Genomic DNA, 24,262 nt, shown 5'->3' with positions numbered 1-24,262 from the left:
ACATTATGCAAACTATTATTTCTAACATAAATAAATCTTTTGAAAACCGTGTAAGGTTAGGTGTGATGTCTATCTTGATGGTGAACGACTGGGTAGATTTTAATGAATTTAAAGATACCCTCAACGTTACCGATGGTAATTTGGCTTCGCATATTACTGCCCTAGAAAAAGAAAGATATATACAAGTGAGAAAAGCATTTATTGGCAAGAAACCCAATACATCATTTCAGGCAACTGTCGAAGGGAAACAGGCTTTTCAAGAACACTTGAATGCTTTAGAAGCGTTAATCAAAGGCTCTCTATAAAAACTTAGACGAATGGTATACATTCGTTTTTTTAAAACTTTATACTTTGAATTTCAAAGTAATTTGCACAACACTATTTTAACTCCAATATAATTATGGAAACTCCTGAAAAACTATCACTTTTTGAACGCTTTAATAATTGGGTAAAAAGCTCGGTCATGCTAAAACTTTTTTCCATCTTCATTCTCATACTGTTATTGATGATTCCTTCTACAATGTTAGAAAGTTTGATTCATGAAAGACAAATAACCAGAGATATAGCTGAGGAAGAAATAACTTCTAAATGGGGAAGTAATCAGACCATTGGTGGGGCAGTTATTACCATTCCCTACACCATCATTCAGGAAGATGATAAAGGTAAAAAGTCAACTGTAATAGCGTACGCTCATTTCCTACCCGAGCAACTAAACATTACTGGAAAACTGATTCCAGAAAAAAGATATAGAGGGATTTATGTCGTGATGCTTTATAATGCTCAACTTCATATACAGGGCTTTTTCAAAAAGCCAAATGTAGAATTATTGAAAATTCCCAAAGAAAGATTTTTATTTTCTGAAGCTTTTATCTCTTTTGGAATAACCGATATGAAAGGAATCAAAGAATCAATTAAACTAAAAATCAATGGTATAGATGCTGAAATGAATTCTGGCATTGAATCAAAAGATTTATTTGCTTCTGGGGCAAGTTGCCCGATTAACTTAGCGGCTGAAACAATCAATTTTGACGCTCACATTAACCTAAATGGTAGTAAAGAGATTGATTTTCTCCCATTTGGAAAAACAACAAAAGTAACGATAGAGTCATCTTGGGGAACGCCGAGTTTCGTGGGGGAATCTTTACCCGACGAACGCCAAATAACTAAAAAAGGCTTTAAAGCTGTTTGGAATGAATTGCATCTAAATAGAAATTATCCTCAACAAGGAGTTGGTAATTTTATCGGTTTAGCCCTAAACTATCAAGATAATACTCCTCACGACCAAACAACAGTTGCTTATTCAGATGGTGGGAGTACAAAAGTTATTGGCGAATTACAAAGTTCATTTGGTGTAAAACTACTTTTACCAGTTGATGAGTATCAAAAAACGATGCGTTCAACTAAATATAATTTGATGTTTATTGTCATCACGTTTATCGCCTTTTTCTTCGTAGAAATTCTTAATCGAAAACGCTTGCACCCCATTCAGTATCTTTTGGTAGGGTTTGCTATTTGTCTTTTTTATGTGCTTTTATTGGCAATTTCCGAACATCTCTCTTTCAATATTGCCTACCTAATCGGATGTGTCACGATACTGACTTTGATTACTTTTTACACGCAAAGCATTTTCAAAAACTCACGCACAACCATGATATTCAATGGTATACTTTCATTGCTTTATGGATTTTTCTATTCATTACTACAACTGGAAGATTATTCTTTACTCCTTGGAAGTATCGGCTTATTAATCATTCTGACGGTTGTGATGTATCTGACACGAAATATAGACTGGTATCGTGCCTACAATAATAAAGAATAATAGTTCTATGCAGGACAGTCTTGTCTGCTTAAATAGACAAGCTGTCCATTTTTCTAAATACCATGAGAAATTTCAATATTCCTATCAATCGTTTTGGGCTTAATTGTTGGTTTTCTCAACCAATAGTAAGCAATTGGCTTTGCATTTTTACACATTACCTACGGCATTCTGACATACCGTAAATATGAATCTTGATTGAAAGGTTTGATAATTGAACCTTATAAATTATCAGATTGAACGTTATGAAAACTATTATTTCTAACATAAATAAATCATTCGAAAACCGTGTAAGGCTAGGTATTATGTCACTCTTGATAGTAAATGATTGGGTTGATTTTAATGAATTCAAAGAGGCTCTGAATGTTACCAACGGCAATCTGGCCTCGCATATTACCGCCTTAGAAAAAGAAAAATACGTAAAAATCAGAAAAGCCTTTATCGGCAAAAAGCCTCACACTTCTTTTCAAGCTACTGTCGAAGGAAAACAAGCTTTTCAAGAACACCTGAATGCTTTAGAAGCATTAATCAAAGGCTCTCTATAAAAAATTTAAACTCAAAGTAATTTGCAACTAAGGATATCATGGATACTAAAAAAATCTCGCTGGCACTTACCTCCCTTACATTCAGCTATATGTTTTATGAACAAACTGCTGGCATTAATTTCTTAATTTTTACACTTGTAGTGATTAGCACGATGCTCATCGTTCGTCCTGCATTATTCAATAATAGGACTTGGCTCATAGCTGTTAGCGGAAGTATTCTGTCGGCCCTTATGATTATTTGGCAACATACTATGTTGGCTATCATTGCCAATGGTTTTTCGTTGATTTTACTAATTGGTCTGAGCAATCATAGCCAAAGTTCAGTGTATATAGGCTTGTATAAGGGCATTGGCACATTGATGATATCCTTTTTTAAAGTATTATTTGAAGGCTTTGATAAATATATTTTTCATCAATCTGCAAAACAGAAAAGTAGGTTTTCAATCAGCAAATCTGCCGCCTTCTATGTATTTCCTTTATTAATTACGCTGGTCTTTTATTTTTTATATGCCTCTGCCAATCCTGTATTCCAAAGCTATTTTCATTTTTCACTAGACTTTATTTCGGGTAAATACCTACTCTTCTTAGGATTAGGAATCTTCTTAAGCTTTGGTTTTTACTATCAATTTTTGAGTGAAAGCCTCACCGAATGGGATGTTGCTCAACCAAATGTCTTAGTCAGAGTCAAGAGAAAAGTAAAAAGAAATTTTCAATTGACCATCCTGAAAATGGAAAATACAAAAGGTATTATTTCGCTTACGATGTTGAATTTACTTATCCTATTTTTCAACATTGTCGATTTTTCTACCATGTTTTCAAATCAGGCATTACCCAATGGCGTAAATTATTCTGAATATGTTCATCAAGGCGTAAATACCCTGATTTTTAGTTCCCTCTTAGCCGTTAGCCTTATTTTATATTATTTCAGAGCTAACCAGAATTTCTACACCAATAATCAATGGTTACAAAGGCTTTCTTATCTATGGCTTTTGCAGAATACTATCTTATTAACAGGTGTTATTTTCAAAAACCAATTGTATATCACCGAGTTTGGTTTGACTTACAAACGTATAGGTGTATATGTTTTCTTAATACTTTCTATGGCTGGTATCATCAGCACTTTCTGGAAAGTACAACACCGAAAAACACTTTGGTTTTTATTTAGAACCAATACATGGTTTGCATATAGCCTATTGGTTATCAGCAGTTTTATCAATTGGGACAATACCATTGCTCAATACAATATTCATACAGCCAAACAGCTAGATGTAACCTATTTATTAAACCTCAGTGATAACACCTTACCCGCGACAAAGTCTTTACTAAGTAATTCCAAAGTCAATCTTAATACTAACGTATACAACTACGCCCATTTAAAAAATGATAATCATACCAGTTCTACACCTATTATTTCACAAAGAGCATTTATTCTACTTGCATTAAAACGATTTGAGGATAATTACAAGACAAAACAATGGCAGTCTTGGAATTATGCTGATAATCAAATCTTTAAACAAATAAGCAGATGAGCAAAAGAAGAGCTAGAGCAATCATTCTTTCACCCTTAGCGGGGAGTGCTGTAATTTTTACAGGACTCTTTACATACGTAGATGAGATAACATTTTCATTAAATGCTTTAGGTATATTAATATTCTATAGCACGCTTGCATTGCTTATCCAGGTATTCATTATTGAAACATGCCTGTTTTTATATTCATCCTACTATAAAAAAGTAGATATAAAAACTTATTACTATTTCGCCATATTCTGTTGCTATACACTTACTGTCTTTGCCACAGCCTTTATGTTACATAATGGCAAACATGAGGGTGATGAATTAACGTGGATTATTGGAGGTTTTGCAGTTCTTTTTATCTACTCACTAGTCAATATATTTTGCTATTATCATTTATACTTTAAACACCAAGAAAAAAATCATGAAAACGTATAGTATCTCTACTAGGAGAAAACAAGTATTTATTAGCCTCGGCTTGATGTCGGGCATGGCCGTATCTTTATTTCTTTTTGAGGCTTTCTTTTTCCATAATATCTATTTAATAGGCATCAATTGGAATCTATTTCTTGCTTGGGTACCCGTCTTCATTGTGCTATATATGGAAAAACTAGTTTCCACCAACTTGAATCAGCCTCTTAAAATATTGGCTTATAGCATTTTATGGCTATTGTTTTTTCCGAATGCCCCTTATATTATCACTGATTTGGTTCACCTTTACCCTTATACGAATAACGGCAGTTCATATTGGCATCATCAGATAATGATTTATACTTTTGCTTTTGTAAGTCTGATTTGCGGACTGCTTTCTTTGTACTGGATTCAGAAAATATGGACTGCCTGTTTTTCACAATCACTAAGCAGGGTAATTACTATTGCTTCGATTACTTTATCGGGCTATGGAGTGTTTTTGGGCAGGATTGAACGCTTTAATTCATGGGATTTTTTCATTCATCCTATGCCATTAGCCAAATATGTTTTACATTCGTTTGGCAATCCAACGGCTATTTTAATAACTTTTGAATTTGCTACTTTTATAGGCTTGGCATATTGTATGCTTTATAGCTTGATTCATTTGAATGACCAATAACCTTAATAATAATTGTTAGATGATTGATTTTCGGAAATTCATAAAAAGTATGTCTTTTGCCATTCAAGGCATAGTTTCAATGTTTATTACTGAAAACAATGCTCGTATTCATCTTTTAGCTACTACCATAGTAGTATCAGCAGGTTTTTATTTTCATCTTTCCTCAAATGAATGGCTCTGGATTTTGCTAGCAATTGCCTTAGTCTGGATACTGGAAGCCGTTAATACTGCTATCGAAACCTTAGTAGATTTAGTCTCTCCTGATTTTAACCCGTTGGCAGGCAAAGCCAAAGATATTGCCGCTGGTGCGGTGCTAATTGCCTCAATCTTTGCGATAATTGTAGGAATTATCATATTTATCCCTAAACTTTCGTTATAAATATTCATCTTGCTGAAAGTTTTAAGGCTTTCAGAAATTCATTGAATAAATATTCCTATTTTTGCCTTTTAGCAAGAGCCATTCACGACGAATACCGAAATCGTCCTTATTATATCATGAAAGAATACGGAACCAACGTCCAGAAATTAGTGAACCATATCCTAACGGTTCAAGATAGAGAGAAGCGTACCAAATATGCATATTTATTGGTTGAATTGATGCGTCAGGTTCACCCTAATATGCGCGATACGCAAGATTATACCAACAAACTTTGGGATGATTTATACATCATGTCTAAGTTCAAGTTGGATGTTGATAGTCCTTTCCCTCCACCATCACCTGATGCTGTAGGTAAACTTCCTAAAACAGTTCCTTATAATACGCATCAATTGCGTTATCGCTATTATGGCCGTAATGTAGAATTGTTGATTGCCCGTGCTATTGCTGAAACAGACGATAATGAAAAACGTATTTTGGTGGCTCATATCGCGCGTTTGATGAAAACGTTCTATCAAAACTGGAATCGTGAAGTAGTAGACGATGAGGTAATCTGGGGACATATCTTAGAGATTTCTAATAACACCCTTGCTCCTATCGTGCATGCTATTTCAGGACATTCGTCGCTAGGTAATTTGCGTAATGCCAACAACCGTCCTACTCCACCAAATACACACGTTAGTAGTAACAATGGTGGTAGAAACGATGGTCGTAATAACAATAGCGGAGGTCGTCAGAACTTCGGAGGCAGAAACGATGGCAATCGTAGTGGAGACCCACGAAACAACGGTGGTAGAAGCGATAATCGTAATAATAACAACGGTAGAAACGATAATCGTAACAATAATAATAACAACAGCAATAATAGAAACAGAAGATAGTTTGTGATGTAGGTATTTCAATATTATCGTTCCAAAATACTTATCTCAACTTTTAGATAGACAATACAAGGTTTAAACATGGCATCATTCAAAGTAACTGGTAGTCGCCAAATGAAAGGCGAAATTATTCCGCAAGGAGCAAAAAACGAAGCATTGCAAATTTTGTGTGCAGTAGTATTGACAAAAGACCCTGTAACGATTCATAACATACCGAATATCAGAGATGTGAATCAGTTAATCGACCTGCTAGGCGATATGGGCGTTCGTTGTACTCGCATCGCAGAATCTTCGGTAAAGTTTGATGCCTCTGAAGTAAACCTTGATTACTTAAATTCAGAAACTTATAAAAGAAAAGCTGCTGCCCTCCGTGGTTCAGTAATGTTGTTAGGACCAACGTTGGCACGTTTCAAAAAAGGCAGAATTCCTTCGCCAGGTGGTGATAAAATTGGTCGCCGACGTTTAGATACCCACTTTTATGGCTTTATGAAATTGGGTGCAAAATTCAATTATAGCCAAGAAGAAGGTGGAATTTATGAAGTAGATGCCTCGCAATTGAAAGGCTCTTATATGTTGTTAGACGAAGCTTCTGTAACGGGTACAGCCAATATCGTAATGGCGGCAGTATTAGCAGAAGGTACGACTACTATTTACAACGCAGCCTGCGAGCCTTATTTGCAACAGCTTTGTAAAATGTTGAATAGAATGGGCGCTAAAATATCAGGCGTAGGGTCTAATCTACTGACGATTGAAGGTGTTGAATCATTGACAGGTACTGAACATACGATGTTACCAGATATGATTGAAATTGGGTCGTTTATCGGTATGGCCGCTATGACGCAATCAGAAATCACCATCAAAAACTGTTCTATTCCAGATTTAGGCATTATTCCTTTGGTTTTCCAAAAATTGGGTATTAAACTAGAAATCAGAGGTGACGATATTTATGTTCCTTCTCAAGAACATTATGAATTAGAAACATTCATTGATGGCTCTATGCTTACCGTTTCTGACCATCCTTGGCCGGGTTTCACGCCCGACTTACTAAGCATTGTATTAGTAACAGCTATTCAGGCAAAAGGAACGGTATTGATTCATCAAAAAATGTTTGAAAGCCGTTTGTTCTTCGTTGATAAATTGATTGAAATGGGTGCTCAGATTATCCTTTGCGACCCACACCGTGCTACTGTCGTTGGATTAAATCGCCAGCAACAACTAAGAGGTATCAGAATGACGTCTCCTGATATTCGTGCAGGGGTATCTCTTTTGATTGCAGCAATGTCGGCAAAAGGTACTTCAATCATTGAAAACATTGAGCAAATAGACAGAGGTTATCAAAACATTGATACGCGTTTGAATGCTATTGGTGCTGAGATTGTAAGGCTTTAATAATTGTGAGTGAGTGATTATTTGTACTATCATGTCATGCAACAACTAACGGCAAATGTCCAAAAGCTGAAGACCGACGACTGACAGCCTAAAGCTCATAGCTCATAGCTCATAGCTCATAGCTCATAGCTCATAGCTCATAGCTCATAGCTCATAGCTCATAGCTCATAGCTCATAGCTCAAAACTTTTTAAAACATTTTTAGGTTCAATAAAGTTGAAACAATATGATACCAAACGTATTTAATTTCAACTTTGCTGAACCGATTGTTTTTTTGTGGCTATGCATCGTCATATTTGCCATAGTGGTTTTTCGTTACTTTTTGTTGGCAAGTATATTTCACCTTTATTTCTACATTTGGAAATCAAAAATATGGGAAATTAGAAAGCTCAACAAAAAGCAATATCCTCCCGAACAATTCCGCAAAGAAATATTTTGGTCATTACTCACCGCCTTGATATTTTCTGTTATCGGAGCTTTTACAGCAGTACTTTGGCAACAAGGACATACAGCTATTTATCTAGATATTAATGCATTCCCGCTCATGTGGTTTCCTGTTAGTATTCTATTATCGATGTTCATTCATGAAACGTACTATTACTGGATTCATCGTTGGATGCACCAGCCCAAGGTTTACAAAATAGTACATCATGTCCATCATGAAAGTAAAATTACATCCGCTTGGACGGCCTTCTCGTTCCATCCCATTGAAGGTATTTTAGAAGCCCTAATTATGCCATTGATTGTAATTTTTCTACCCATGCATATTTTTGCTATCGTGATTCACTTAACTATTATGACCGTCACTGCGGCCATTAACCATTTAGACATTGAAATTTATCCTAAAAACATCGTTGGAAACCAACTGGGCAAATACATAATTGGCGCTACACATCACAGTCATCACCATAAATATTATCGCTACAATTATGGTTTGTACTTTACCTTTTGGGACAAGATAGGCAAAACAGAAAGCCCTAATTTTGTAAAAGAGTTTGAGGAGAGAAAGGAAATTCAGTAGAAAACGCTGTTAAAGACGAATGCCACTCACTTCACTAGCGAGGGACTTAAGTCCCTCGCTAGTGAAGTGAGTGGCATTTATTATCTATTTTATAAAAATTATGCTTAGACTGTTTCCTAAAGTCTTACAGTCCAACATCCTAAAGTCTCACAGAAACCTATCTCAAATCATTCACCTCAACCCCTGGAAATTTACTTTTGTCAAAAACAAAGTATTTATCATCTACAGGTACGTTAGGAACAAAATTGTTTACTTTGAAAGTCTGACGTTTACCATTTTTATCGGTAATAGTCCAGCTTTTCACAGACTTATCTTTTTTATTCAATTTAATTTTCACCTTCGAAACCTGCGTGCCTTTCTTTTCTGGCGAAAGCTCAATTACTTCATAAGACTCCGCTCCTTCTTTTACTTCCTGAATAAACACATAACGATACCCCTTTTTATCAAATGAATAAATTCTTGAAGGGTTTAAATCATTATCCGATGGTTCATATTCCGAAATATTCACTTCATTGGTTTCTTTGATATACGTAGAAACCTCTTTACCATTGTTATAAATCTCTTGTCCGCTTGTTTTTAAACGATATTTTTGTCCTTTTACCGTAATATTTCCTTGCAAAACCTGACTTGAACCATCCGCACCATACGTAAATGAAGCACTAAATGCTTTCATTGATTTGTACTTTTTCTGCATGGCATCAATAATTACTCCAGCCTTCGAATCTTGAGCTTTTACCCCTACTACAGTAATTATTAGGCAAATGGCAAGTAAAAAAATCTTTTTGTTCATCATTTTGTAATATATTTTAATTTGCTTTCGTTTGGACAAAACAAGTATTGTTTGGTTTAATCAATCGTAATAAAAACACAAAGGTGCTTAAAAAGTTCAAAATTTCAATAAACCATCGCCTCGATTTAACGATTTACTAACCTTATTTTTTATTAACCCTAATTTAAAGCGGAGTAAGTAGCTTTCATGCAAAATTTCAAATTAGAAACTTTATCTTTGCATACAAGGTAATTTAAGTCCAAATCTTACAAAAAAATATGCAGTTTTCATTCAAGAAATTCCTCCCACATTTATATGCAGTCATTGCTTTTGTTGTGCTTGCAGGAATTTATGCCTCTCCGGCCTTACAAGGCAAAAAATTAAAGCAACACGACATCACCATGTCATTGGCTTCTTCACACGAATCTACAGAATTTACCAAAGCAACAGGTGTTGTACCTTGGTGGACAAACTCGATGTTTGGAGGGATGCCTGCTTATATGATTCATGGTGCCTATCCAAATAGCATAGGCTCAACCATTGGTGGTGATATAATGGGCTTTTTACCATTGCCTATCAACGTTATTTTCTTAGAGATGCTGGGTATGTATATTCTATTAATCGTATTGGGAGCAAATACTTGGCAATCCATCATTGGTGCCATCGGCTATGCTTTCTGCACGCTCAATATGGTTATTCTACCCGCAGGACACACTTCAAAAGCCATTGCCTTGGCTTATGCTCCGATGATAGCAGCAGGGGCAGTATTATGCTTTAGAGGCAAGTATTTATTGGGAGGAGCCTTAACAGCACTCTTTATGAGTTTGGAGATTTATGCCAATCACGTACAGATTACCTATTACTTTGCTTTGTTGCTTTTCGGATACGTTATTGTTGAGATAATCAACCACGTAAAGGAAGGAAAAATCAAATCACTCGTCTTTGCTTTATTAGCGTTGGGCTTAGGTTCGTTTGTTGGGGTAGCTAACCACACAATGCGCCTTTGGAACAACTATGAATACTCTAAAGAAACCATTCGTGGTAAGTCTGAATTAACGAGCAATACAGAGTCGAAGGGTGGTTTAGACCGCGATTATGCCTTTAGTTATAGCTACGGCATTGGTGAAACTGGTACTTTATTGATTCCTAATTTTTATGGTGGAACAATGGGCGGAAGCTTGGGTGGCAAAAAATCAGAGACCTTAAAAGCAATGGTTAATGCGGGCATTCCAGAAGAGAACGCTTTGCCATTTACTGAAAGAGGACCAGCCTACTGGGGCGACCAACCTAATGTGGGTGGACCTGTATATGCAGGAGCAATCATTTGTTTCTTGTTTGCTTTGGGTGCTTTTTTAGTGAGAGGTTCATTAAAATGGTGGTTAGTAGGCACAGCCGTGTTTTTTACGATGCTTGCTTGGGGTAAAAACTTCCCTTTATTAAACTACCCAATGTTTGATTACTTCCCAATGTTTAATAAGTTCAGAGCCATTACCATGATTTTATCGCTTACGCAACTAGCGATGGTAATATTGGGCGTACTTGCTTTAAAACAGATTAGTGATAACAAACCAACATTTGAAACTATCAAAAAGCCATTGATTTATGGGTTGGCATTAACCGCTGGATTATGCGTAATTTTTGCGCTTATACCAAGCTTGTTTTTTAGTTTCAAATCTGTAGGCGACGAAGCAATGCAAATCACAGGGGATAAGGGCGTTGATGCTCAAATCTTGAGAGGTATTGTACAAGACCGTGAGTCGTTGATGCGTTCAGATGCTTTCCGTTCGTTAGCCTTTATTCTATTGGCTGCTGGTTTAATCTGGGCATGGGTTTCGGGCAAAATCAAGGAAGGTATTTTTTATCCTGTTTTAATTTTATTAATCGTAATAGATTTATTCGGAGTTGACAAACGCTATTTCAATAATGACAACTTCGTTTCTAATTCTGAATACGAAGAACTATTTACTCCAACTGCTGCCGACGAGCAAATTCTGAAAGATAAAAGTATCTACAGAGTATTTGATGCCGCAGCCGCTGGTGGTTTCAGTAGTGATGCTAAAGCGTCGTATTATCACCAATCTATCGGTGGGTATCATGGGGCTAAATTACGACGCTATTCAGAAATCATTGAAAACCAGATTGCCAAAAACAATATGCAGGTATTGAATATGCTCAATACGAAGTATTTCATCATGCCAAATCAGCAGACAGGTCAGCCAGTAGCACAACAAAACCCAGAGGCTTGCGGTAATGCTTGGTTTGTTAATTCATTTAAAATTGTAGCCAATGCCGATGAAGAAATGAAAGCTTTAGATAAGTTTGAGCCTAAAGATATTGCTTTCATCGACAAAAGATTTGCTGACCAAGTGGCTAATTTGAAAATTCAGCCAGACAGTGCTGCCAATAAAATTGTGTTGACGTCGTACAAGCCAAATGCACTAACTTATCAATCAGATGCTAAAACAGAACAATTAGCTGTTTTCTCTGAAATATTTTACCGTGGCAATATTGACTGGAAAGCGTATATCGACGGACAATATAAGCCACACCTAAGAGCAGATTATATCCTTAGAGCGATGGTAGTTCCTGCTGGAAAACACACAATTGAGTTTAAATTCGAACCTGAATCAGTTAAAAAAGGTGGAACTGTAGACCTTATTATGTCAATTGTATTGGTAAGCGTTTTAGGCTTAGCCATATTTTTTGAGGTGAAAAAGAAATAGTTTTAGGGTATCGGGTATCAGATTTCGGTTATCGTTTTTAAAAATCACCGTAAATCAGCGTATAAAATCTCTGAAAATCAGCGGGTAAAATCGAATTTAAAGATGGGACGAAGGACAGGAAAATAAAGTTAACAAAATAACTCATTGAACTTACAACAATTAACAACAGAAGTAAGCAATTTAACCCGTAAGACGGGAGAATTTGTTAGAAAAGCAGCCTCAGAATTTAGTAAAGACAGTATTGAATACAAAGGGCTGAATGATTTAGTTTCTTATGTTGACAAACAAACAGAAGAGCTTTTAGTAGCGGGGCTTTCTAAAATTGTTCCTGAAGCTGGATTTATTGCAGAAGAAGGCACAGCAGAACAAGCCGAAAATCATGAGTTAGCTTGGATTATTGACCCTGTAGACGGTACAACTAATTATATCCACGGCGTGCCTGTTTTTGCTATTTCAATAGCCTTAATCAAAGAAGGTAAAATTGTATTAGGTGTAGTTTACGAAATCAATAGAGACGAATGCTTTAGTGCATGGCTTGGCGGAGGTGCTTATTTGAATGAAAAGCCTATTAAAGTGTCTTCTGCCAAAACACTAGGCGAAAGCTTGATAGCAACAGGTTTTCCATATTATGATTTTGAATTGATGGAAAATTATATTGGTATCTTGAAAGAATTGATGCAAAAATCACATGGACTTCGTCGTTTTGGGGCAGCCGCTGTAGATTTAGCCTATACTGCTTGCGGACGCTTTGAAGGATTTTTTGAATATAATCTAAAACCTTGGGATGTAGCTGCTGGCACTTTGATTGTTCAAGAAGCAGGTGGATTTGTAAAAGATTTTAAAGGTGGCGACGATTTCGTGTTCGGACGTGAACTAATTGCGGGCTGTGGAATGTTTTCTGAACTAGAGGAGGTGATTGTTCGTAATTGGAATATCACAAAGTCTTAACATTAAATAAAGATTATCATGGAAAATGTCATTATTGCTATCATATTTTTAGGTGCTGTAGCATACTTAGGCAATATTGTTATCAAGAATTTCAGTATCAAAAAGAATGCTGGTTGCTCTAAAGGTTGTGGCTCGTGTGGAGCAATTGATTTTGACAAAATTGCTGCTGAGATGGAAGCGAAGTAAGAGTTGCGAATTGTAATTGAGTGATTTAATGAATGAGTGGTTTAGTGATTAATACATTTTAACTGCGGCGGTGAGTCGCTTATAAATTACTCATTTGTATTCTATTGTTTAATTTTAATTCATTACTAAATAGTCAATAAAAAAGTCTTTAGGAAAATTCCTAAAGACTTTTTTATTGACTATTTATAGCTTAAAGCTACTTACCTATTTCTTCTTCTCTACATTACTAAGCTTTATCTGAGGTGTCGCTGGATTTACCAAGATTAAATCTGTGATGATTCTTTCGCTTTCTTTCAAATAAGTATCTTTACTTCTTCTGTCTTTCAGAATTTTCAATTTTGCTTGAGCAATGCTAGTTGAATCAGTCGGAGTCTTTTCAGGTTCTTTTTCAGTAGCTCCTGTCAATTCTTCACCCAAATCAGCCAAATTTTTCTTCTTCTGCTCATCTATTTCTTTACGACGCTTGTCTTCTTGTAAAGAGATGGTTTTCTTTTCCTTCGCTTTTTTGATATAGTTAATATCAGCTACTAATTTTTTCAAATCAGCATCCGTTTTTAGTCTATCTTGATACAAGGTTCTCAATTTCACCACAGTTTGGTCTGTGATATCAGTCGTAGGCGAATATTTAGTTGAAGCGATCATATCCCAAGGCAAAGCACTTGGCTGAGAACTTTCTCCAAATTCAGATGCACTGAAAGAAGAAGGCAACTCGATATCAGGTGTTACTCCTTTGTGCTGTGTACTGCTACCCGTTACACGATAAAACTTCTCCATCGTTATTTTCAACTGCCCTACTCCTTCTGGCTCACCTTTCAAGAAACGGTCTAAATCTACTAAACTCTGTACGGTTCCTTTTCCATAAGTTTGCTCGCCAATTACCAAACCTCGTTTGTAATCTTGAATAGCACCTGCGAAGATTTCAGAAGCAGAAGCAGAGAAACGGTTAACTAGTACTGTTAATGGTCCATCATAAGTAATAGACGGGTCTCTATCGTTTTCTACACTGATTTCTCCATCCGACTGACGGCGTTGTACCACTGGTCCTTGTGAAATAAACAAACCTGTTAAGCTAACAGCTTCGTTTAAGAAACCTCCACCGTTATTTCTAAGATCAACAATTACACCATCAACTTTATCAGCTTTGAATTCATTTAAGAATCTTTTCACATCGGCTGTCGTGCTCTTATACCCTTGTTCGCCATTTCTAGCACCTTCTGCATCACGATAGAAAAGTGGAATAGTAATTAAACCCAATTTGAACTCTCTGCCATCACGATTGAAGTTTAATACTTCTTTCTTAGCAGTTCCGTCTTCCAGTTTAATTTTTTCACGTACCAAACGTACTTCTTTAGGCACTGAACCTATCGGAGCATCGCCTGGCAAAATCTTTAAACGTACTACGGTGTTTTTTGGGCCTTTAATAAGCTTAACAGCATCATCAGTAAACCAACCTACAATATCTTGATAAGGTTTATCATCTCCCTGAGCTACCGCCACAATTCTATCTTTCGGGTTGAGCAATTTACTTCTAAAAGCAGGTCCTCCTACGATACAATCAACAATCATTACATAATCGCCTTCGTTTCTAAGGGTTGCTCCGATTCCTTCAAACGACTGAGCCATTTCTTGGTTGAAAGTAGAAGCCGTTTTAGGAATAAAGTAAGTAGTGTGTGGGTCTACACTTTCGGTAAACGAATTCATAAACTGTTGAAATACATCCTCACTCTTCGTCTTGTCAAAGTATTTCTCCGTACGCTTATAACGTTCTCTTAAATCTTTAATGGCCGAAGTATCTGCCTTACCGCTAATTTTCCAGTCTAGCAAAGTACTTTTAACTGCTTTTCTCCAGATATTATCTAACTCTTCGTTAGACTTTGCCCAAGTAGCTTTTTCACGGTCGGGAGTGTAAGTTTCGTCAGCCTTAAAATCCACAGGTTTTGATAACATAGACGCCACAAACGTAAAACGTTCTTTTGCCCTGTTTCTAAACACATTATAGATTTGGTAAGCAGCGGTCAACTCACCATTTTTCAATTGGTCATCTAGCTGATAACGGAATTTCTCAAAACCATCAATATCACTCGCAGTGAAATTCATTTTATTGAAATCCAGCTCTTTGATATAATTATCGAAGATTTTAGAAGAAAGTGAGTCATTCAAAGGCACACGACGATAATGATAATTACTTAGGATTTCAGTCACTAAGTTTTCGACTTTCTTTTGAGTAGCAGTCGGTTGTAAATCATCAGCCGCAAATTTATAATCAGCCCCCGAAAGGCTACCATTATTGTGCGAGAAGGACTGTAAGCCAAAAAACGCAAGGAGCGAAATTGGCACAAGAGCAAGAAAGTATTTCATCATCTTATTTTTCATTAGTCTATTTTTCAATACCCAACAATTCTACTTCAAAAACCAAAGCAGAATATGGCTTAATTGTCGGGCCACTACCATGAGTACCGTATGCTAAATCGTAAGGAATAAACAATCTCCATTTAGAGCCTACTGGCATCAATTGAAGGGCTTCTACCCATCCTTGAATTACGCCAGTCACTGGAAACGAAATTGGTTCACCTCTATCTACTGAACTATCAAACACCGTTCCATCAATCAATGTTCCATGATAATGTGTTTTTACTTTATCACTCGCTGTTGGAATAGGACCATCGCCTTTTTTCAAAATCTGATACTGTAAACCACTCGCTAACGTAACGATTCCGTCTTTCTTTTTGTTGTCAGCCAAAAACTTTTCACCAGCCAATCTGTTTGGTTCAAATTGTTTCGACTGCTCTTTTTGCATATATTTTTGAAGCAACTGGTTTGCCTGCATATCCGTAATTGGCGTAGGCGCTCCTTTCATTACTTCATTAAAGCCTTTTTGTAAAAGCTCTGCATTAATTTCTATGTTTTGCATCTTAAAATTTTGTGCCACCAAAATTCCTAGTCCATAACTAGCTGAATCTTTTAATGAAGCCAAAGAAACTGAGTGCGCCGTGGTGTGAGCTGGTATAACTGAAGTTGTTTTAGGTTTTACAGCAACTTTTTTAGCAGCTGGTTTAGTTTGTGCATTTACTAAAAATGGAGTCAAAACTACGCTTGAGCAAAGTAAGATATTCTTTAATTTCATCTGTTATTGTAGGAACGAATCAATCTTAAATTTTAAAATACCCCTGAACGATTCGCCCATGATTCAAGAGATATTTTGTTTGAATGAGAAATAATATAAATAAACTTATTTTTTATAATTCTTAAAGTTAATAACGAAAACTGATGCAACAAAATTATTTCGCCATGGCTAAATAGAAATCAAATAAAAGTATCTAATCTGCCGAGATGCGCTGGTTTAAAGCCTTTTTCAGTCATTTTTATGCTGGCACAGTCATAGAGAGGGTCATGATCAAAAAATAAAATCCAATTATTTTCTACAGCTTTACTTAATAAAGTACTTTTTTCTTCCATTGTTTGTAGTGGTCTAACGTCATAACCCATCACATAAGGCACTGGTATATGGGATGATGAAGGAATGGTATCTGCTATAAACAATATCTTTTTGTCCTGATAAGTTATTAAGGGCATCAACATCTTCTCGGTATGCCCGTCGGCGGTTATTATTGCTATATTATCAAAAGGTTTTTCTATGGCTTTATCTGTAAAAAACAGTTGTTCTGCTTGATGAATAGGCAAAATATTTTCTTTAAAAAAAGTAGCTTTCTCTCGAGGATTGGGGTTCATAGCTGACTCAAAGTGTTCAGAGTGTGTCCAATAGCGAGCGTTCTTGAAAGTCAACTCAAAATGAGTCCTATCAGCATTCCATTTTACGGCACCTCCGCAATGGTCAAAATGCAGATGGCTCAGTATGACATCAGTCACATCATTTTCTGAATACCCTTTGGCTCGGATAGACTTCACCAAATCGCCCTCGCCATGTCGGTAATAATAACCCTGCCATTTAGCATCCTGCTTTTCGCCCATGCCTGTATCAATCAGAATAAGCTTTTTGTCATCCTCTATCAACAAACATCGCATTGCCCATGAACAAAGATTATTTTCGTCGGCAGGATTCGTTTTTTGCCAAAAAGATTTCGGCACCACACCAAACATTGCTCCGCCATCTAGCTTAAAAAATCCTGCATCTATGGTATGTAATTTCATTCTTAATATGATTTTGTTTCAATAAGCTTTGCAATTTATAAGAAGTTGTTTACTTTGAGCAGTATTTTACACGAACGGATTACAATCAGTATTGCTGAAAAAACAACCTAACACTATGAAAATCGGTCTAGTCCTTTCGGGTGGTGGCGCCAGAGGTATTGCTCATCTTGGCATACTAAAAGCCCTACAAGAAAAAAACATTGAAATTTCGGGTATTTCTGGCTGTAGTGCAGGGGCTATTGCAGGGGCAATGTTTTGTGCAGGATATTCACCAGATAAGATTTATGAAATAGTAGTTTCAACCAATACTTTGCGTGCGTTACGCCCTGCTTGGAGCCGCGTAGGCTTGTTAAATATGAAACGTGCTGAAGAAGCTTATTTAAAATATATTCCTCATAATTCATTTGAACACCTCAAAATTCCGCTTACCATCAATGCTACTAATTTGTATGCAGGTGAAACCATTTATTTTTCTTCGGGCGAATTATTAAAACCCATCATGGCGTCGTGTTGTATTCCAGGACTTTTCGAGCCCATCGTGATGAATAATCAAACCTTGTTAGATGGAGGTATTTTAAACAACATGCCTATAGAACCATTAATAGGTAAATACGATTATATTATTGGTAGTCATTGCAACCCGTATGGCATGAATCAAATACCAAAATCAATGGCCTCAATGGTTCAAAAATCACTTTTCTTAGCCATCAACAACAATTCTAAAAGCAGGCTAGGATTGTGCAATTTTCTCATAGAACCTCCCCTTCTTAAAAACTTTGATCCTCAGGATATCCGTAAAGCTAGTAATATCTTCAAAGTAGGTTATGAATTTGCAAAATCCTTATCTCTTCCTGAAAATATACTTTAAGATAATTTAATATAAAAATAGTGCAAGTTTTATTTTTTTATTTGATTTTATATTGATATTTTACAAAAGTGTTTTTAACTTAGCAAAAGTCTCCCATCTGCTATTCAAATTAAACGACTAAATTCATAAATTTTACTTTTTTCACAAAAAGTGATTGATTTAATAACATAAATTTTCATTTTTATAAAAAAAATACATTTTTCAGCTATATTTTTCAATCCATTTTTCAATATTCTACAAAAATAATATTTCAAAATGGTTGAAATTTTTATAAAAAAACAGCATTTAAAAAATCAATTACATTAAAAAGTACAAATTGCAAACTATTTTTTTTATCAATTAACCCCAATATTTCATGAACAAACGTTTATTATTTATCAATCTACTTCTGTTTTTTGGATGTTCATTGAGTATGATTGCTCAGGATCGTCGTATTACAGGAAAGGTAACCGCAGCAGGCGATGGCTCTGCTCTACCTGGTGTAACAGTTCAAGTAAAAGGTGTTTCTAAAGGTACACAAACAGATGCAAGTGGTAGTTACTCTTTGAACGTTTCAAACAATCAAAAAACAGTAGTTTTTAGTTTTGTTGGTTTTACTTCACAAGAAGTGACAATTGGGAGCAAATCTATCATTGATGTACAATTGGTAGAAGATGCTAAGTCTTTAGAAGAGGTAGTTGTGGTTGGTTATGGTACACAGAAGAAAACAAATTTAACAGGTAACGTTGCTCAGATTAGTGCAAAATCAATTGAAAATCTACCAGTAATTTCTGCTGAGCAGGCTATTCAAGGTAGAGCAGCGGGTGTTTTTGTTGAATCTGGAAATGGTAAGTTAGGTCAAGGTATCAAAATGAGAATCAGAGGTTCTTCTTCTGTTTCTGCGGGTAATAACCCTCTTTATATTGTTGATGGTATTCCTATTACTTCAACGGATCAATCTACGACTGGTGGGCCTACTAACCCTATTGCAGACATTAACTTTAATGATGTAGAATCTATCGAGATTTTGAAAGATGCTTCTGCTGCTGCAATCTACGGTTCTAGAGGTTCAAACGGTGTTGTGATTTTAACAACTAAAAAAGGTAAGGCTGGTAAAACTAACTTCAATATCAATTACTTCTCTGGTATCAGCGAGGCTACAGGTCACCGTCAGTTCTTGAATACTGCACAATATGTAGAATTATTTACTGAAGCACGTGTTAATGCTGGTTACAATGTTGCAGGTGGACAAACTCGTTTTGACCGTTATGCATTAGGTGAAAGAGCAAGATGGAATGACCCAACTTCTCCTAATTATACTAGCACTAACTGGGAAGACCAAGTACTTAGAAAAGGTAATGTAAATCAGTTTGATATCAACGTAAGTGGTGGTAACGACAAAACTAAATTTTATGCTTCTGGTTCATATAGTAAACAAGAAGGTATTATCGTAAAAAACAGCTTCGAACGTCTTAGTACTCGTTTGAACTTAGACCACAAAGCTTCTGATAAAATTTCTATTGGTTTGAATGCTAGTTTGGCTCGTTCATTCAACGTTCGTTTATCAAATGATAATGCATTCTCTACGCCAATGCAAATTATTGCTTTAGCACCACTTTCACCAGTAATTGACCCACGTACAGGCGACTATACAGATAGCTATAACGGTGCTGTAATTACGCAGTATTATAACCCATTATTGAGTATCAAATATACTGATAACAACACAGAGGTATATCGCAGCATTGGTAATGTATATGGTCAGTGGAATATTTTACCAGCTTTGTCTTTCAGAACTGAATATGGTTATGATATGTTATTCCAAGCTGAAGACCAATATTATGGTAAAGAGACGGCTCGTAATAATACAACTGCTACGCAAGGAGAAGCTTATAAAACAAATACATTAGTATTTAACTACAGTACTAACAACTTCTTCTCATTCAATAAAGTATTTGCTCAGAAACATGATTTCCAGGCATTGGCTGGTATGAGTTACCAACAATCAAAAAGAAATTATATTGATGCTACTGCTAGAAGTTTCCCAAGTAATTCGTATAAAATGCTTTCATCGGGTGCTACTAAAGCAGATGCTAATTCATCTGAAACATTCTATTCGTTTTTATCTTACTTTGGTAGAGTTAACTACAAATTTGATAACAAGTACTTGTTAAGTTTCAGTGGTAGAGCCGATGCATCTTCTCGTTTTGGTGCAAACAACCGTTATGGTTTCTTCCCTGCTGCTTCTGCTGGTTGGATTTTATCTGAAGAAGAATTCTTGAAAGATATTCGTCAAATCAGTTATTTGAAATTAAGAGGTAGTTATGGTTTAACGGGTAATGCCGAGATTTCGAACAATGCTTCATTAGGTCTATATTCTGCTGCTTTTGGTTATGTAGGTATTCCAGGTCAAAGAGCTACACAATTGGCTAACCCTGATTTGAAATGGGAAAAAACAGCTCAGACAGACATTGGTGTAGAAATTGGTTTCTTCAATAACAGAATATCTGCTGAAGTTGATTATTATAGCAAACATACTTCTGACTTATTATTGAACGTAAACGTACCAGGAACAAGTGGTTTCGCTACTTTATTGAAAAACGTTGGTGAATTAGAAAACAAAGGATGGGAATTTGTATTGAGAACAGACAATAGCTTTGGCGATTTGAAATGGAAAGCATCGGTAAATGCTGCTACCAACAAAAACAAAATCTTGAATCTTCAAGGACAAGTCATTACTGGTGGTTATTTGAACCGTGCAGTTGAAGGCCAACCATTAGGTGTTTTCTTCGGTCCAGAATACGCTGGTGTTGACCCTGCTAATGGTGATGCTATTTATTACAAAAACTCAACTAAAGCAGACGGTACTATTGACAGAAGTGTAACGAATGATGTTAACGAAGCACAATATACTGTAATTGGTAATCCAAACCCGAAATGGATTGGTGGTATTACGAACGAATTTTCTTACAAAGGTGCTGATTTAAGCTTCACATTCCAAGGTGTGTATGGCAATGACGTTTACAATGGTGCTGGTAAATTCATGTCGGCTAATGGCGAGTTTTATGATAACCAAACAATCGATCAGTTGAATCGTTGGAAAAAACCAGGTGATATCACTATGGTTCCTCAGGCACGTTATTTACCAGATGTTGCCAATGGTACTGCTGAATCATCTCGTTATTTACAAGATGCTAGCTATACTCGTTTAAAAACAGTAACACTAGGTTATACTTTCCCTAAGGCAATTGTAAACAAACTAAAATTATCAAAATTAAGAGTTTACGCAACTGCCAACAACTTATTAACTTTCACCAAATACACAGGTTGGGATCCAGAAGTTAATACAGATTATTTGACTGGTGTAGCAGCTGGAAACGATTTTTATGCTGCTCCGCAACCTAAGACAATAACTGTTGGTTTAAACCTTGGCTTCTAAGATTGTTATTTTTTAGAAATTATGAGTCAGCTATTACGAGCATAGTCTCATAAATTACAAACAACAAAAGGATATAAAAATGAAAATAAATTATAAAATAATATATTCAATAGCACTTGGCATTGCGCTAATGGGCTGTGAAAATAAACTTGAAGTTAAGCCTGTCAATAGTATCGATGCCTCTTCGGCTGTGCAAACATCTGCTGACGTTGAAGCTATTTTGATTGGTGCATACGATTCAATGGTTGATGCCGACGTACTTGGGGGTAATCCACAAAGAGATGCTGAATTAATTGCTGATAATGGCGATATTCAGTGGCAAGGTACTTTTGCTGCTCCTGCGCAAATCTTTGGTAAAAACTTATTGAAAGATAACGGACAGGCGGCTACTACATGGTTGGATACTTACCGCACCATTAATATTGCGAATACCGTATTAGCAAACTTAGGCGTAGTAAGTGCTGCAAAAAAACAAACCGTAGAAGGTGAAGCAAAAGTAATCAGAGCTTGGATGCTTTTTGAATTGGTAAAAGTATATGCTAAGACATATCAGGACGGCGACCCTAAAACTAACTTAGGAGTAGCTGTTATTACAACACCAACTTTGGAAATTACAACGGCTAGCTTTGCAAAAAGAAATACTGTAGAAGAAGTATACCAACAGATTATTGCCGATTTGACTAGTGCAGAGTCTCTTTTGCCTGCTAGAAATGGCTTTTTTATCGGCAAATATACTGCTGCCGCGTTGTTATCAAGAGTTTATTTGATGCAAGGAAATTATGAAGGAGCTCGTCAAGCTGCTAACAGAGTAATCGCTTCTAACGTTTATAGTTTAACAGCAACTTTTTTCGAAGCTTTCAATAACTCTTCAAACTCATCTGAAGATATTTTTGCTGCTCAACAAACTGATCAAGATAACGATAACTCATTCAATACATTCTTTGCTTCTGCATCTCAGGGTGGTCGTGGTGATATTATCATTAATCCTCAGCACTATAATAGCTATGATATTCCTGATGATAGAGGTGATTTCTTCTATGATGCAGGTGATATTTTTACGGCTAAATGGGCTGTTCAAATTGCAAATATTCCATTGATTCGTTTGGCTGAAATGTATTTGACACGTGCTGAAGGAAACTTCCGTGTAGGTGGTACTCCAGTAGGCGCAAGTGCGTTAACTGATATTAACAGACTAAGAACACGAGCGAATGCAAATCCTTACGCTTCTGTTAACCTTGCTACTATCTTAAAAGAAAGAAGATTCGAGCTAGCTTTTGAAGGACACTGGATTCACGATATCAAACGTAACAAACAGACATTCACGAAAAACTTCGGAAATGAAACAAAGTCATATCCTTATAACTCTCCGAAGTTGATTTTCCCAATTCCGATGAGAGAAACTGATGCCAATTCAAGTTTGGTGCAGAACGAAGGATATTAATAAATTGATTATTGAATAATTTAGTAAAAAGGCCATTGCAATATTTGCAATGGCCTTTTTATTTTCAGAATATTGTGCTATTAGCCCAACCTTAGGAAGCAATACTTTTTATCATTTCACGAATCCTAGAATATATAAATAATACAAAATACTGATTATATATATATTAGGATAATTTTTTATTCAAATATTTTTTCACCCCAAAAAACATTACTATTTATCTTAATATTAATACCACTTGTCGAAATTAACTAACCTTTTATTCATTATATATACTAAAAACTGCGAAAAAATGCATGAGTTATATATAAATTTAACTTTTCGTTTGTTTGTATAGTACAATTTTGTATATTGTATCGTTTAAATATTATTAGGTAATTTCTACAGATGTTGGGGCAGTCTTGAGTCTCAAAGAAATACCGCAATAATACCCAAAAACCCTAAATAAGGATTCCTTAACCAAAAACTATATAGCTTAACTGCTCAAGGGGCTGTCTCAGATTATAGAGATAGCCCTTTTTACATTTGTAAGTGTACCGCTATCTTTAAAAGATTTTTTCTTAAACACAAAAAAGCCTGCTAATAAAGAAATACTTTACTAACAGGCTTGAATCATGCATGACGACTCTGTGGTTTTAGGGTGTGTTAGGTACTAAAAAATTAAAATAAATGGTTAATATTATATTTCTAAAGAGGTTTTGTTCTTCAATAATAAAGCTTTAGGAGATTTTCGTATTGCCTCTCTAAAGTCGCTAATTCTTCTTCTGGATACTACAAATTCCTGACCATCGTCAAGTATAATTACTAGCTTTTTGTCGTCTTTCCGCCAACCATTCATGAAAGAAATATTAACAACATAATTGTTGTTGATTCTAATAAAAGACTGTGCGTCTTCTATTCTTTCTTGCATTACTCTTAGCGTACGCGCGACAATCAAACGCTCTTGATTAGTCGTATAAATAGCTGTATAATTTTCATCACTCTTTAAATATAGAATTTCTGTGAGAGCAACTTGACTACTTTTAGTAAGGTATAATTTTTTCATAATTATATAATTATTACTACTACAAAATTGCAATTTAGATATTGAAAACGTTAACTTAAAATCGACAAAAATTTGTTCATTTATGACA

The 24,262-nt window shown here is 35.8% G+C and carries 21 protein-coding genes; 16 read left to right on the top strand and 5 right to left on the bottom strand.

The window, feature by feature from the left end; genetic code table 11:
* Window positions 1-5 precede the first annotated feature (5 nt).
* The 10 genes from AC1RNE_RS19450 (at window position 6) to AC1RNE_RS19405 (ending at window position 8,627) form a co-directional block, all read left to right on the top strand.
* The gene (locus AC1RNE_RS19450) at window positions 6-305 is read left to right on the top strand and encodes a winged helix-turn-helix domain-containing protein (protein WP_492803262.1); all 300 of its coding nucleotides are present in this window, start codon (window positions 6-8) and stop codon (window positions 303-305) included.
* A gap of 95 nt (window positions 306-400) precedes the next feature.
* Window positions 401-1,819, top strand: a complete 1,419-nt coding sequence (creD, locus tag AC1RNE_RS19445; RefSeq protein WP_492803260.1) for a cell envelope integrity protein CreD — start codon at window positions 401-403, stop codon at window positions 1,817-1,819.
* 242 nt (window positions 1,820-2,061) lie between these two features.
* Window positions 2,062-2,361 carry a winged helix-turn-helix domain-containing protein gene (locus AC1RNE_RS19440; RefSeq protein ID WP_492803259.1) on the top strand — a complete coding sequence of 100 codons (300 nt, stop codon included), beginning with the start codon at window positions 2,062-2,064 and terminating at the stop codon, window positions 2,359-2,361.
* A gap of 38 nt (window positions 2,362-2,399) precedes the next feature.
* Complete coding sequence (locus tag AC1RNE_RS19435; RefSeq protein WP_492803258.1) at window positions 2,400-3,890, top strand: DUF4153 domain-containing protein; 1,491 nt, start codon at window positions 2,400-2,402, stop codon at window positions 3,888-3,890.
* Complete coding sequence (locus tag AC1RNE_RS19430; protein ID WP_492803256.1) at window positions 3,887-4,312, top strand: hypothetical protein; 426 nt, start codon at window positions 3,887-3,889, stop codon at window positions 4,310-4,312. The genes AC1RNE_RS19435 and AC1RNE_RS19430 overlap by 4 nt, the downstream gene beginning before the upstream one ends.
* Entirely contained in the window at window positions 4,299-4,964 is a 666-nt protein-coding gene (locus AC1RNE_RS19425; RefSeq protein ID WP_492803255.1) for a DUF1361 domain-containing protein, read from the top strand. Before AC1RNE_RS19430 ends, AC1RNE_RS19425 begins: the two co-directional genes overlap by 14 nt.
* Before the next feature lie 49 nt (window positions 4,965-5,013).
* Window positions 5,014-5,343: a diacylglycerol kinase family protein gene (locus AC1RNE_RS19420; RefSeq protein WP_492803253.1), complete on the top strand. Its 330-nt coding sequence runs from the start codon at window positions 5,014-5,016 to the stop codon at window positions 5,341-5,343.
* Between the two features lie 41 nt (window positions 5,344-5,384).
* Complete coding sequence (locus tag AC1RNE_RS19415; protein ID WP_309921222.1) at window positions 5,385-6,221, top strand: DUF4290 domain-containing protein; 837 nt, start codon at window positions 5,385-5,387, stop codon at window positions 6,219-6,221.
* 78 nt (window positions 6,222-6,299) lie between these two features.
* The gene (murA, locus tag AC1RNE_RS19410; RefSeq protein ID WP_492803251.1) at window positions 6,300-7,607 is read left to right on the top strand and encodes a UDP-N-acetylglucosamine 1-carboxyvinyltransferase; all 1,308 of its coding nucleotides are present in this window, start codon (window positions 6,300-6,302) and stop codon (window positions 7,605-7,607) included.
* Window positions 7,608-7,832: 225 nt separating this feature from the next.
* On the top strand, window positions 7,833-8,627 hold the full coding sequence (locus tag AC1RNE_RS19405; protein ID WP_492803250.1) for a sterol desaturase family protein: 795 nt from the start codon (window positions 7,833-7,835) through the stop codon (window positions 8,625-8,627).
* Between the two features lie 157 nt (window positions 8,628-8,784).
* Here the strand turns inward: AC1RNE_RS19405 and lolA1 are convergent, their stop codons facing one another.
* The gene (gene lolA1, locus AC1RNE_RS19400) at window positions 8,785-9,420 is read right to left on the bottom strand and encodes an outer membrane lipoprotein periplasmic chaperone LolA1 (protein ID WP_492803249.1); all 636 of its coding nucleotides are present in this window, start codon (window positions 9,418-9,420) and stop codon (window positions 8,785-8,787) included.
* 254 nt (window positions 9,421-9,674) lie between these two features.
* On the opposite strand from lolA1, the gene AC1RNE_RS19395 reads away from it, so the two are divergent.
* The 3 genes from AC1RNE_RS19395 to AC1RNE_RS19385 all read left to right on the top strand — a co-directional run bounded on the left by AC1RNE_RS19395 (window position 9,675) and on the right by AC1RNE_RS19385 (window position 13,253).
* Entirely contained in the window at window positions 9,675-12,119 is a 2,445-nt protein-coding gene (locus tag AC1RNE_RS19395; RefSeq protein ID WP_492803247.1) for a hypothetical protein, read from the top strand.
* A gap of 144 nt (window positions 12,120-12,263) precedes the next feature.
* A complete protein-coding gene (locus AC1RNE_RS19390) occupies window positions 12,264-13,067 on the top strand; it encodes an inositol monophosphatase family protein (protein ID WP_492803246.1) in 804 nt (267 codons plus the stop codon).
* A gap of 18 nt (window positions 13,068-13,085) precedes the next feature.
* The gene (locus tag AC1RNE_RS19385; protein WP_492803244.1) at window positions 13,086-13,253 is read left to right on the top strand and encodes a FeoB-associated Cys-rich membrane protein; all 168 of its coding nucleotides are present in this window, start codon (window positions 13,086-13,088) and stop codon (window positions 13,251-13,253) included.
* Between the two features lie 204 nt (window positions 13,254-13,457).
* Here AC1RNE_RS19385 and AC1RNE_RS19380 read toward each other — a convergent pair whose 3' ends face one another.
* The 3 genes from AC1RNE_RS19380 to AC1RNE_RS19370 all read right to left on the bottom strand — a co-directional run bounded on the left by AC1RNE_RS19380 (window position 13,458) and on the right by AC1RNE_RS19370 (window position 17,402).
* Window positions 13,458-15,626: a carboxy terminal-processing peptidase gene (locus tag AC1RNE_RS19380; RefSeq protein WP_492803243.1), complete on the bottom strand. Its 2,169-nt coding sequence runs from the start codon at window positions 15,624-15,626 to the stop codon at window positions 13,458-13,460.
* A gap of 4 nt (window positions 15,627-15,630) precedes the next feature.
* Window positions 15,631-16,377: a BamJ family beta-barrel-assembly machinery protein gene (gene bamJ / locus AC1RNE_RS19375; RefSeq protein WP_492803241.1), complete on the bottom strand. Its 747-nt coding sequence runs from the start codon at window positions 16,375-16,377 to the stop codon at window positions 15,631-15,633.
* 179 nt (window positions 16,378-16,556) lie between these two features.
* Complete coding sequence (locus tag AC1RNE_RS19370) at window positions 16,557-17,402, bottom strand: MBL fold metallo-hydrolase (RefSeq protein WP_492803239.1); 846 nt, start codon at window positions 17,400-17,402, stop codon at window positions 16,557-16,559.
* Between the two features lie 115 nt (window positions 17,403-17,517).
* Between AC1RNE_RS19370 and AC1RNE_RS19365 the strand changes: the two genes are divergently transcribed.
* From AC1RNE_RS19365 to AC1RNE_RS19355, 3 genes are all read left to right on the top strand, one after another.
* Window positions 17,518-18,270: a patatin-like phospholipase family protein gene (locus AC1RNE_RS19365; protein WP_492803237.1), complete on the top strand. Its 753-nt coding sequence runs from the start codon at window positions 17,518-17,520 to the stop codon at window positions 18,268-18,270.
* Window positions 18,271-18,625: 355 nt separating this feature from the next.
* On the top strand, window positions 18,626-21,688 hold the full coding sequence (locus tag AC1RNE_RS19360) for a SusC/RagA family TonB-linked outer membrane protein (protein ID WP_492803235.1): 3,063 nt from the start codon (window positions 18,626-18,628) through the stop codon (window positions 21,686-21,688).
* Window positions 21,689-21,767: 79 nt separating this feature from the next.
* Window positions 21,768-23,129 carry a RagB/SusD family nutrient uptake outer membrane protein gene (locus AC1RNE_RS19355; protein ID WP_492803233.1) on the top strand — a complete coding sequence of 454 codons (1,362 nt, stop codon included), beginning with the start codon at window positions 21,768-21,770 and terminating at the stop codon, window positions 23,127-23,129.
* A gap of 679 nt (window positions 23,130-23,808) precedes the next feature.
* Here the strand turns inward: AC1RNE_RS19355 and AC1RNE_RS19350 are convergent.
* The gene (locus AC1RNE_RS19350) at window positions 23,809-24,174 is read right to left on the bottom strand and encodes a LytR/AlgR family response regulator transcription factor (protein WP_492803231.1); all 366 of its coding nucleotides are present in this window, start codon (window positions 24,172-24,174) and stop codon (window positions 23,809-23,811) included.
* Window positions 24,175-24,262 lie beyond the last annotated feature (88 nt).

This window comes from Arcicella sp. GW822-FHT02H01 (assembly GCF_058802005.1).
This window is presented reverse-complemented; position numbering and strand designations above follow the sequence as displayed.